Source organism: Hymenobacter algoricola, from assembly GCF_039539525.1.
Taxonomy (GTDB): domain Bacteria; phylum Bacteroidota; class Bacteroidia; order Cytophagales; family Hymenobacteraceae; genus Hymenobacter; species Hymenobacter algoricola.
The window spans coordinates 101,770-112,924 of sequence record NZ_BAABDH010000112.1 but is presented as its reverse complement, the minus strand read 5'-3'; the positions used below and the strand labels follow the sequence as shown (position 1 = coordinate 112,924).

The following is an 11,155-nucleotide window of genomic DNA, read 5'->3' as shown; positions in this document are numbered from 1 at the left end:
TGGCGGTCAGTCGACGACAGGACAAATGGTGTGATTGGTCTTCCCATCCAAAAGCAACGTCCAATCTGCCTTTTTGTTCAAAAAACTCTCCTGACTAAGCACTAGCCGCCGGCACTTTCCCTAAAACGAAAAAGCAGTCCTTCTACCAGGGTAGAAGGACTGCTTTTTCGTTTTAGGGAAAGTGCTTAGGCGTTCTGGGCCGCGCTGGCGGTATCAGCGCCAATAGCCTGACCGGCCACCTGCAGCTCAACCTCCATATTGCCGCGGGTCCCGACGGAGTAGGGGCAGATTTCGTGTGCTTTGGTCACCATATCCTGCGCTTTCTGCGCGTCCATACCCTTCAGGTCGACGTGCAGCACCGCGCTAAGCCCATACGCCTCGCCTTCTTGAAATAAGGTCACGGAGCACTGCACCGTGCTGGCGGGGTCCAGCTGCTCATTTTGCTTGCCGGCCACCACGAGCAGGGCCTGCTGAAAACAGGAAGCATAGCCCGCCGCAAACAGCTGCTCGGGGTTGGTAGCGCCTTTTTTGCCGCCCAGGCCTTCCGGCACCGACATGGCCAGATCGATGATGCTATCGGCAGAGCGGACGTGGCCGCTACGGCCACCGGTGGCCGTAGCATCGGCCGTATACAGGGTCTTTTTCATACTGGGAATGAGTAGGTGATTGTGCAGCTATTTAACTGTCCTGACTACGTTAAGGTTATCCCCCGGCAGGTCATAATACGGGCTTCAAATGCGCTCCGGGTTTGGCCGCACATGTTTTTCTGGTTACTTTTGCTCCACAGCAGCTAACCCTGGTCGCGTCGTACAACGGATAGTATGAGAGTTTCCGAAGCTCTTGATCTAGGTTCGATTCCTAGCGCGACCACGAAAAAGCCCCTCAGCGTAATGCCGAGGGGCTTTTTTCATTTAGGGGGGCAGTTTAGGGGGCAGTTTAGCTCAGTCCCTTCACGCCATTACTACCTGATCGACCAGGATCCACTGGAATATCTGCCCTGTAGGGATGCTTCTGGCCTTTCTTGTAGAACACCTTATACCACTGGCCATGGCGCTTGACCCACCTACTTCGCAGCTGCACCTGGTGGTAGGTGTTGAACTTGGTGGCCTGGCTGCGCGGGGCAACGGTGGCCACCGAAGCAGCTGGCCGCTGCGCGCTGAAGCGCTGGGTGTCGACGACGCCGGCGGCCGTGGCCACCGTTACGTCGTAGCAGATCTGCACGTCGATGTGCTGGGCCGTGGCCAGCTCGTGCCTGGTACTGTGAGGCGCCGGCCTGGCATACGTTGCCGGCGAAGCGATGAGGAGCAGGCCGAGTAAGCCCGCCATCAGCATTCTTTTCATGAGGGTTGATTGGGTTAGAAATGGGTTTTGTGAAACAAGAGCCCAAAACTCACCCGATCAGGTGCCCCCGAAAAGGACAGGAATTCACTGCTAAACCGTCCAGGGCGGCGGCGGCCAGTTCAGGTGGCCCAGGCTCAGCTCGTCCTCGAAGTAAGCATCCCAGTGCCCGTTTTCGAGGCAGTAAATGTTGTGCCAAGTGCCATCGGGCAGCTCCAGCCGCAGCCGGTGGGTCACTTTGGCCGGCTTGCCGCCGGTCGGGCGCACACTCGCCCCGACTTCCCAGGCGTAAGGGTACCGAAAGCCAGGGCTATGCGCCATCGGCCCCGACCGGCGTCAGGTACTTGGCCACAGTGCTGGGCGAAATGTGCATGGCCTTCGAAATAGCCTGGTTCGACATGCCGGTGGCCTTCAGGGCGCGCACCTGGTCAACGACGGCTTGGTCCTTCGAGGGCGGGCCGAGCCGGGTGCCCTTGGCGGCCGTGCGCGCCAGGCCTGCTTTTACCCGCTCACTGAGCCGCACCTTCTCCTGCTTGGCAATGGTGGCCAGGATTGAAACGATGGCTTCCTTGAATAGCCCGGTCGAGTCCAAGTACTGCTCTGAAAACGACTTATAGCCCACGCCCCAGGACTCAAGCTGGTTCAGGTAGTTGAGCGTGGCCAGGGCGCCCTCGCGGCTAAAGCGGTCCAGGCTCCAGAACAGAACCACGTCGAAGCGCCGTTTGCGGGCGTCGTCGAACAGCGCCTTGAACTGGGCACGATTGCCGGTACCGGCCGATTCCTCCTCGATGTATTCCTGCACCACGTCGAACTTGTGCGCTTCAGCATAGCGGCGCAGGTCGGGCAGCTGGTTGTCGGTAGTCTGCCCTTTGTCCTTCGTCGACACCCGGGCGTAAATGGCTACTCGCATTAAGTTAGGTTGAGCTTGTAGTTAAATTCCAGGTAGTGCCGACGGGCCCGGGCGGTGACGTCGCCGGCGGCAGCCTGCAGGATAAGGTCCTTGATGGTGCTCGGCTCCAGTGCTGCGGCGTGGGGCTGGACCCACGTCGCGCAGATGATTTGGCTGCCGTCCTGAAATTCGATGGCCACGCGGCCGCCGGGAATGTTGGTCACCTTCATACCTCACTAGGCTGAGGTGGTTCGTGGCCCTGCTCAATCTCGTACAGATCGATGGCGTCCCGTAATTCTATCAAGCGCGTGTAGTTAGCTTCCTGGCTTTCCGTCGCTAAACGCAGAAACTCCTCAAGGGCCTGCTCGTACTCGGCATCTGAATTAATCTTCATGTCCAAAGCTACCAAGACCCCTCCAATAAACACCTGTTTACTGGAGGGTTTTTGACCCCACGAAAAAGCCCCCGAAAAACGCGTTTTCAGGGGCTGATTTTGGCAACGTTTATTGGAGGCCACTTCAGCCCCCGATGCCGCCGTTGTTCACCCTCTTAAACGTGGTGTAGTCCTGGTCCAGATCGTGCAGGGAGTTGATCACCTTCAGTTCCCGGGCCCAGGTGTTCATCCGTTCATTCTGCTCCCGCTGCTCAGCCAGCAACTGCTGCAGCAGCGCGGCCGCCGGCGAGTTGCTGCCGAACTCGTCGACATCGACACCTACCGGCTGGCTGCTCTGGCTGGTGGGGCCGCCGGCTAGGTAGCCGCGTAGCCGGCGGGTCTCCAGGTACTGCTCCATCTGGGCCACCTTCGGGTCGGCCCGCATCCACTCCGGAATTACGTACTCGTTCTCGTGCACCAGACCCGCCACGGCGAATCCCTCGGCATCTAGCAGCTTGCCGCTGGGCGCCACCTGCAGCCCGGCCAGATCGGTGGTCCCGCCCCCACCGCTGGTGCGGCCACCCGAGCGGAAGCTGAAGCCCGAAATCTTGGCAATACCGGCCGCCGCATTGATGCCCGCCAGGATGTTGGTCCCGATGGTGTAGGCCGTGCCCAGGGGAATCGAAACAGGCGGGGCTATGGCCGAGATTTTGGCGCCGGCCTCGGCATTGGCCGCCATTTGCTTGGGCAAGCTCATCCCGATTTCAGCAATGGCTATTGCCTTTTGCGCGGCCAGCGCCGTCTTATAGATGACAGATTTCTTCCCGAATACCTCCGCCAGCCCACTGACTTCCTCCAGGCCCACGAGTTTTTTCACCGTCTGCAAGCCCTTTTCGAAGAGCGACAACCCTTCGTCCAGCTTCTTTTTCTTGGTCACATAGTCCGCCTCACTCCGTAGCTTCTCAGTGGCCAGCTTCTTGTATTCGACCGACTCCTCCCCGTTCTTCAGCCTAATCAGCGCCAGCTCCCGGTCAAAGGCCGCCTGCTTCACGGCAAATACGGCGTCCTGATACGCCTGCTCATTGAGCACCCCGTTGGCCAGGGCCAGTTCCAGCCGGGCCAGCTGCTCCTGCTCCTCGGCCTGCAGCTGCTGGATGCTGGTATCGATGCCCTGCTGCCGGCGCTTCTCCTCGTCGTCAGCATACTTAGCCGCCAACTCGCGCAACTGCAGGTCGCGGTCCTCGACGATGGCCTTTACCTGCTCGGTGTAGTCCAGCTCGGTGCCGGTGAGCTGCGCCACCTTTTTAGTCGCGTCGTCGAAGAGCTTCTGCCGCTGCTGCTCCCGCCGGGCCATTTCATCGTTCATGGCCCGCTCCCCGAGCTGGGTGAGCAGGGAGTTGCGGCCGCTCATCAGCTGCCCTTCCTCCTTCACCCAGGCTTTGATGGCCTCCAGGCGTTCCTTATCGGCCATGTCCTGTGCTTTCTTGCGCTCTTTGGCTGCCTTTTCGACGTCCTTCGTCGAGGGGCCTTCCGGTGCCTCAGCGGCCGCCGGCGTGCCGCCCCCACTCTGCTCAGTGGCCTCGGCCGTAGCGGCCGACTTACGCACGATGCGCTTATCCTTCGAGTCGGCGTAGCCTTTGGCGAAGTTTTCGGCCGCGTTGATACCCGATTTGTAGGTCAGATCGGCCACGCCGTCGAAGGTGGCCTTCAGCCCCGACTTGATTTTGGCCGTGTCGAGCGTGAAGATGCCGATCAGCAGGTCGCCCACCCCGCCCAGAAAGTTCAGAGCCGAAACACCGATCTGCTTAAATACCTCGACCAGGCCACCGACCGAGCCGCGAAACACCTCACTCTTATTGTAGAGGGTGATAAAGCTGTCGGCCAGGAAGTTGACCACCCCATATACTGCCTTGATCGGGGCCAGCAGCAGCGTGAACAGGAAGGTGAGCGTTTTGGCCACGAAACCGGCCGAGTCGCCGTTTTCCGACACCAGGCCCAGGCCCTCAGCAATATCGTAGAGGTTGCTGTAGAGTTTGGCGGCCTCTTCCCACAGGTCCACGAACACGTCGACGACCGGCTGCGACTTGTCGAGCAGCCGGCCAAACCACTGGCTGGCCATGTTCAGCGCCGCCGACACCTTCTCGCCCACCTGCTCCTTGAACTCGCCGTAGCGCATCGAGAGCGTGGCCACGCCGCCGGCGGCCTTGCGGGCCGCCTCGGCCGAGCCGCCGAACTCCTTGTTCAGCTCAGCCAGGATGATGCGCTGCGCGCCGGCCGTGTCGCCGGCTTTCACCATGGCCGTAATCTGCTCCTTCTGCTGCTCGGTAAAGCTCACGCCCACCCGGCTCAAGGCAGTGATGCCCTTGATGGGGTCGTTCAGGGCCTTGCCCACCTGAATCGAGGCGCCCTTCAGGTCGGCCGGGCCGTCGCCGGCCATCTTCTGGGCCAGGTCCTGAATGGCGGGTACCGCCTCCTCGAAAACGCCCTTTTTGATGTTGGTGAACGTAAGTAGCAGCGACGAGGCCCGATTCGTGTCGTCGTCGTCGAACAATGTCACCTTGGCCCGGGCCTCCCCGATGCGCGTGATTTCGTCGGCCGTCAGCCCGGCGGCCATGCGCGTGCTCTGCAGCGTGGCATTCAGGTCGGCCGTGACCCGGGCGCTGGCCTGGAACTCCTCCCGCGACGAGGTCAGGAAATTCCCCACGCCCTGCGCCACCTCCAGCAGGCTGGCGCCGGTGAACACACCCAGGGCACTGGCCATGGTCTGCTTAAAGAAGCCGCCGCTTTCCGTGGCGTCGCCCAGGCCCTTTTTCATGCCGTTCAGCTCATGCTTCACGCCACCGATTCGGTCCTGCAGGGCGTGGAAATCCTTGAGCAGCTTGGCCCGGTTCGGATCATCCGCTGAGAGTTCGTGCAGCTCCTTCTCCAGCAGGTTAGCAGCCAGCTTCATTTCGGTAAACGAAGCGGTGACTTTCTTACCATTGACGACTACGTCGGCATTCTCCTGGTTGACCTTCGCGGCGGCCGCTGCGAGTTGCCGATGCTCGTCGGCCAGTTCCTCCTCCGTTTTGATAACGGTGCGCAGCTCAACGCCGGTGGCCTTGATACGCTGGGACAAACGAGCGAAGTCGTCCTGCAGCTTGGCACGCCCCGGGTCGTCGGCCGACATCTTAGCCAGCTGATTGTTCATCAGGGCCGCACCGGCCGTCATTTCCTTGATGCTGGCATTCGGTTGCACGGCATCGAGCAGGATTTTAATCTTCCGCTCTTCGTTATTATCAGCCATGAGGCGTTAGTTAAAAGGTAATGGCTATTGTTTCCGTGGGCAGGGCATCTGCCACGGTGCTGATCAGGATGGTGCCATGCAGCTCGCTCATGAGTTCAGCCAGGCGCTTGGTCTGGAAGGCCAGCTCCTTGGAGTACCACTTGCGGGCTTTGCGGCCGTAGCGCTTGAGCTGGCCGCGGCTGTTGCGGATCCGGTCGAAGCCGTCGTCGCCCTTTTTCACACCCAGGCCCATGCCGCGGCCCACGCCCATGTCGATGAACTTGCCATACAGGGCGTAGCTCAGGTCCAGCTGCAGGCGGCCGTCAGCCGTAGCGATAACCTGCTTTTTAAAGCTGGCCATCAGCGCCCCGGTATCCTTGATGCGCAGCTGGCGCATGTTCTTGACGAAGCCGGCGACGGTAAACTCCAGCCACTTCAGGGCCATTTCTTTCTCGGCCGTAGCCAAGTCTAGGATAGTGCTCACAAGCGGACGTGTCGATGGGTGATGCGGGCCTGCTCCAGGGGCGCGTTGACGGGCACGCTCAGGGAGATGCGCTGCCAGAAGTACTTGCGGAAGCCCACCATTTCCTTGCGCGCCGGCACGAGCGTGAGCAGGTCGGCGATGCCGAAGGGCACGGTGCGCTCCTCCTCCCCGGCCCGGTCCAGAAATTCCAGCCAGGCCTGGTGGCGCTGAGCGTAGAGGCCCTGCACCCCGGCCCAGTGCAGCTGCTCAGTACCGCAGCTCACGCCGGCGTAGGTTTCGCTGCCGCTGCTGGCCAGCGGGTACAAATCGCCGCCCGAGGCAGGCTGCAGCCCCCGGTCGTAGAGCAGGCGCAGCCCGCAGCGGCTCTCGTCGCTCAGCCCCAACTCCGTCGTGGCCCCCGGCACTTCCACGGCCGGGACCAGCCAGAGCCGGCCCGGATCCAGCGGGTCGGCCTCGCGCACCATGTGCAGCGTGCCGGCACCGGTGTCGAGCGTGGTTTTGCCCGCTCCTATCCGCAGCTCCGCCCAGCTGGTATCGAGCGTCTTGTTGAGCTCATCGCCCGACTCCAGGCCCATTTTCAGCAGGTAGCCCCCGTTGGCCGCGGCCGTCGTGCGGGCCGTGGCCCCAGCCCGGTCGATGTAGGTGGGGTCGGCCATCACGTAGCGCAGCGAGGTGATGCGCAGCTCCCGGCGGGCCGGGAGAAAGTCGTAGCCCAGGCCGAGCAGCTTCTGCACCGCCACCAGCAGCTCGCCCGGGCTGATGTCGGGCACGTGGCGGTTGACCTGCAGCACGGCCACGGCCGGATCATGGCGCCGATCGGAGTACACCACCAGTTGCTGAGCCTCCTCTTCCTCAAACCAGGGGCCGCTGACGGCGTAGCCCACCGCGGCCAGCACTCGGCGCAGAAGCGGCTGCAGGCGCAGAAACGGCGTTAGCGGCCCGGCCGCGTAAAGACCGTCCCGATAGCGGTTCAGGATGCCACTGTAGCCGGGGTTCTTGTCCTTGGCGCCGTAAAAGAGCGTGTTGCGCACGCAGGGCAGCGCGTAGTCCGGGGCCTGGGCCATTTGAAACGGGTCGGTCACAAAGGGCACTTCCCCCAGCGCCATGGTCGGCAGGGTAAGGCCCTCGATCTGCGCCTGCAGGTCGGCCGCGTCAGCCACGAAGTCGTAGAGCAGCTGCTGCTTGTCCTCGTCGCAGCCCTGGTAGCGCAGGCTGCCCACGCGCCAGAGCAGCTCCTCGATGTAAAAGTCCGCGGGCTCCGGGGCCGGCGTTTCCCCCTGGGCGGCGCGCACGTGGGGAAAGTTCAGCCGGATCAGGTTATCCGGCGTCATGGGCACCTGGAACGGATAGGTCGTGGTGCCCGGCACCTTATCGAAGCTGAAGTAGGGGTTCAGGCACTCGATGCCAATGCTGCCGGCGGCCAGATCCAGGCGGCCCAGCAGGGTCTGCAGGGCTAGCATAGCGCGCCGGCGTCAGGGCCCACTGCCGGTACCGGCAGCCCGGCCGGCAGTACCGGCAGCAGGGGCGTGAAGAGTTGCTGCCTCGGCAGGTAGAAGTCCAGCTCCAGCGTGCGCAGCTTGGCCGCGTCGCCGGTCAGGGGCGTGCGGCTGGTTTTCAGGTGGCCGGCCAGCCAGCGCGGGCCGTTGAGCAGCAGCACCCGGGTGCTGAGCAGCAGCTCCTGCAGGTGCAGCAGCATCGCACGGTCCAGCTGCAGGCCGCTGGCCACCTTGAGCACGGGGCGCAGCTGGCGCTGCTGCACGGCCGTGTCGCCCTGCAGCGGGTCGTAGCCCAGCGGCAGGCTGCGCTCCATCTCCTCCCCGCTCACTTCCACGTCGTACTCGGCGTCCCCGCTGGCCGCGAACGTGGCCATGCCGCCCAGGCTGGTGTTGAAGAGCAGGTAGTGGCGGCGCAGGGGCCGGCGGTCGAGCAGGTAGTGCCGTTTTTCACTCAGCAGCACGCCGTCAGGATCCGTGACGAACACCTGCCAGCTCACGACCTGCTTACCCGGCGCGTCGGCCAGGCCCAGCTGGGCAAAACCGGCGGGCAGGCAGTACACCTCATAGCGCAGCACGCCGGCCTGGCTGGCTACCACCCGGGCCTGGGTCGTGCCATCGGTGTAGCGCACCACCACGCGCAACTGGAACTCGGTCACGCCGGCCGTGAGCACCTGATGGTAGAGAAACTCGGGCTGGTCCAGGGCCACAACCTTGTTGTTGGGCTGCCAGGTCAGAAAGGGCAGCACGGCGGGCTGGTAGCCCTGCAGGAAGGTGCTGACGCCCTGCTCGTAAAAGTCGAGGCCCCCCTTGAGCACGTAGTTTTCACTCATGGGGGTGATGGGCCCGGGCAGCGGGGGCGTGCCGAACACCTCCGCGTGCTTGAGGGTAAAGCGCCGGAACAGGGAGTCGGCACGGGTGATGGTGCGCTGGCCCACGGCCGGCACGTGGTAGCTCAGAAAGCTATCGAGCAGCTGCTGCACCTGGAAGGTGGTGCGGCCGGCGCGGTCGGCGGGCTGCTCCAGGACCGTGCCCACCAGCACGAACTCGCCGCTGAGGTACTCGGGCTCCACGTACACCTCGCAGCGGAAGCTCAGGTTGGGCTTGGTGGTCGGATCGGCCCGATAGGCGGGGCCGGCGTCGCGGAAGAGCTGAATGGGGTTTTGGGAGAAATAGTAGCGGTATGCCTCAATTTCGTGGGTCACGGTCACAGCCTGGCAGCCCAGAAAATCCGTCACGATACAGGCATAGAAGCCCGGGGCCAGGCCCAGGCGGGTGGCCGTCGTGGGCCCATCGTCCCACAGGAAGGTGTAGGGCCCCACGCCCCCGCTCACCTCCAGGGCAATGGAGTCGTCGGTGGTGCGCACCAGCACGTCGATGCGGCTGTTCTGCCCGACCAGGATAACGGCGGTGGCCACGGCGCCGGTGTCGGTCGACGTGACGCTGACCGGGTAGCTGCCGGCGGGGAGGTTGTCGCGGGTTGTGGTGGTAGGACCGTCGGCCCAGCTGTAGCTATACGGGCCCGGCAGGCCGTCAACCGTGAGGGTAATGCTGCCCGTGCTGCTGCCGTGGCAGCGGGCGCTCACCACCTGCGCGGTGATGGTGAGCGTATCCAGGGCGAAGGCCAGCCCACCGGCACCATCATGAAAATAGATCGTACGCAAAGGCCCATCGACGTAGCGGCCGAGTTCGACGTCCGTGGGCAAATTGATGTCCACCGGCGGCGGCCCAATGACGGGCGTGAGGTACTGGCGGGCATACACCTCCTCGGATTCGACCTGCCGGGTAAGGGGGTTGAACTGAAAGAGGATACCCGAAAACTGGGCGTAGTCCTCGCTACCATCGTTGTAGCGCTGGCCATCACTTTCGTAATACAGAAATAGAGACGCCATTTAAGCGGGATTGAAAGCGGAAGAATCGTAAGCCAGCGCGGCCGATGCCGGCGTGGTAAAGTCGAAGTCCATGCGGTGGCCGTACCAGGTGCCGTCGCCCAGCGGGCCGATGTCGTCGCCGGCGAGGGAGCCCGGCACCAGGCGCACTTTCACCTGGCCGGCCAAGTGCTGCTCAATGCCGCCGACGATTTGCTCGGCCGTGATTTCCGTCGCGTCCAGGGCATGCTCGATGGCGTCGTAGTCCGTGTTCGACTTGAGCTTCTGCAGCACCATAAAGGCGCCATGCCGGCGGCGCTGGCGGTTGTCGCCCCCGTTGTCCAGGTAGTCGGTGGTGCAGGACTCGACGACGAGCACCTGCGCCCCCGGGCCGGCCTTGAGCTTGGTGAGCAGCGTGCCCAACTCGTGCATGTCCACCACGCGCTGCATCGGGTCGACGGAGATGATGACGCGGGCGAAGCGGGGCGCCACCGGCGTGTGCTGGATCTTCTTGTGGGTGGTGGCCAGCGTGCGCAACAGGCCGACGTATTGGGAGTGGCGGAGCATTACTTGGCGTTTTTAAGGGCTTTTTGGTAGTCGCGGGCGGCATCCTGCATCTCGGCCAGCAGCACGCGCACATTCTGGCGGGCCGTGGTATCGACCGGGCCGAAGGCGCCGCCCGAGAGCTTGCGCAGCACCCGGCCCCAGTCGCCGGCCTGCTGGGAGCCGCCGGCGTCGGTTTCGTGCACGTCGAACACTTCCGGAAACTCCTGCTCGAGCTGGCGCCGGCAGCCGCGGTACCAGGTGGCCACCGCCAACTTGGTGGCGTCGTCGAGGTGGCAGAGCTTGCTGGCGAAGTGCTCCAGGCGGTGCTCGTTGAAGGCTTCCCGCTGGTCGCCCTGCCAGCGTGGGTCGCGGGGGCTCAGCCCGGGCACCTGGGCCCGGTAGAGCACGGCCAGGAACAGGTGTAGGGCCTCGGCCGACTGGTGCGTGGCCCAGGCCCGGAAGTAGGTGTCGGCGAAAATGAACTCGCCGAAGAGCAGGTTGCGAAACTCGCTGCGCGGGCCCACCCACTTGGTGCGGGCCTTGTCGTGGCGCGCCGGCAGCATCAGCACCGGCAGCAGCTGCTGGGTCAGGCACTGCTCTTCGTCGAACACAAAGTCGGTCAGGTCGTAGAGCTGCACGCACTGCACGGCCGGCAGCTCCAGCAGCACCGACAGGTTCACGCCACTGAGCACGCTGAGCAGGCGTAGCTTTTGGGGCCAGGTGCTTTCAGGGCCGTAGAGGATGCGCAGCACGTCGAGCAGCTGCAGCCGGGTCACTTCGTTCCAGGTGCCGGGTACCTGGTAGCGTTTGCCGTGGACGTCGAGTGTTTCCATGGGGCAAAACTGCCGATGGCTACCTCGGGCAAAAAGGACACAAAAAAGCCCCGACCGCGTGGCGGT

At 63.5% G+C, this 11,155-nt stretch carries 11 protein-coding genes and 1 tRNA gene; 1 reads left to right on the top strand and 11 read right to left on the bottom strand.

The window, feature by feature from the left end; translation table 11 throughout:
* Positions 1 to 185: 185 nt before the first annotated feature.
* Positions 186 to 647, bottom strand: coding sequence for an organic hydroperoxide resistance protein (locus ABD842_RS20035; RefSeq protein ID WP_345117757.1), 462 nt, complete (start codon positions 645 to 647; stop codon positions 186 to 188).
* A gap of 151 nt (positions 648 to 798) precedes the next feature.
* On the opposite strand from ABD842_RS20035, the gene ABD842_RS20030 reads away from it, so the two are divergent.
* Positions 799 to 870: transfer RNA gene (locus ABD842_RS20030), tRNA-Arg, on the top strand.
* Between the two features lie 66 nt (positions 871 to 936).
* On the opposite strand, the gene ABD842_RS20025 is transcribed toward ABD842_RS20030, so the two are convergent.
* The 10 genes from ABD842_RS20025 to ABD842_RS19980 form a co-directional block, all read right to left on the bottom strand.
* Positions 937 to 1,341 carry a hypothetical protein gene (locus ABD842_RS20025; protein WP_345117755.1) on the bottom strand — a complete coding sequence of 135 codons (405 nt, stop codon included), beginning with the start codon at positions 1,339 to 1,341 and terminating at the stop codon, positions 937 to 939.
* Positions 1,342 to 1,431: 90 nt separating this feature from the next.
* On the bottom strand, positions 1,432 to 1,605 hold the full coding sequence (locus ABD842_RS20020) for a hypothetical protein (protein ID WP_345117753.1): 174 nt from the start codon (positions 1,603 to 1,605) through the stop codon (positions 1,432 to 1,434).
* Positions 1,606 to 1,648: 43 nt separating this feature from the next.
* Positions 1,649 to 2,248 (bottom strand): recombinase family protein, encoded by a 600-nt coding sequence (locus tag ABD842_RS20015; RefSeq protein WP_345117751.1) that lies wholly within the window; start codon positions 2,246 to 2,248, stop codon positions 1,649 to 1,651.
* Positions 2,248 to 2,457 carry a hypothetical protein gene (locus tag ABD842_RS20010; RefSeq protein WP_345117749.1) on the bottom strand — a complete coding sequence of 70 codons (210 nt, stop codon included), beginning with the start codon at positions 2,455 to 2,457 and terminating at the stop codon, positions 2,248 to 2,250. Before ABD842_RS20010 ends, ABD842_RS20015 begins: the two co-directional genes overlap by 1 nt.
* Before the next feature lie 288 nt (positions 2,458 to 2,745).
* A complete protein-coding gene (locus ABD842_RS20005) occupies positions 2,746 to 5,886 on the bottom strand; it encodes a phage tail protein (RefSeq protein ID WP_345117748.1) in 3,141 nt (1,046 codons plus the stop codon).
* 10 nt (positions 5,887 to 5,896) lie between these two features.
* Positions 5,897 to 6,349 (bottom strand): hypothetical protein, encoded by a 453-nt coding sequence (locus ABD842_RS20000; RefSeq protein ID WP_345117746.1) that lies wholly within the window; start codon positions 6,347 to 6,349, stop codon positions 5,897 to 5,899.
* Positions 6,346 to 7,809, bottom strand: coding sequence for a hypothetical protein (locus ABD842_RS19995; protein ID WP_345117744.1), 1,464 nt, complete (start codon positions 7,807 to 7,809; stop codon positions 6,346 to 6,348). Before ABD842_RS19995 ends, ABD842_RS20000 begins: the two co-directional genes overlap by 4 nt.
* Positions 7,803 to 9,734 carry a SprB repeat-containing protein gene (locus ABD842_RS19990; RefSeq protein WP_345117742.1) on the bottom strand — a complete coding sequence of 644 codons (1,932 nt, stop codon included), beginning with the start codon at positions 9,732 to 9,734 and terminating at the stop codon, positions 7,803 to 7,805. The genes ABD842_RS19995 and ABD842_RS19990 overlap by 7 nt, the downstream gene beginning before the upstream one ends.
* On the bottom strand, positions 9,735 to 10,277 hold the full coding sequence (locus ABD842_RS19985; protein WP_345117740.1) for a hypothetical protein: 543 nt from the start codon (positions 10,275 to 10,277) through the stop codon (positions 9,735 to 9,737).
* Complete coding sequence (locus ABD842_RS19980) at positions 10,277 to 11,089, bottom strand: hypothetical protein (protein ID WP_345117738.1); 813 nt, start codon at positions 11,087 to 11,089, stop codon at positions 10,277 to 10,279. The genes ABD842_RS19985 and ABD842_RS19980 overlap by 1 nt, the downstream gene beginning before the upstream one ends.
* Between the last annotated feature and the right edge of the window lie 66 nt (positions 11,090 to 11,155).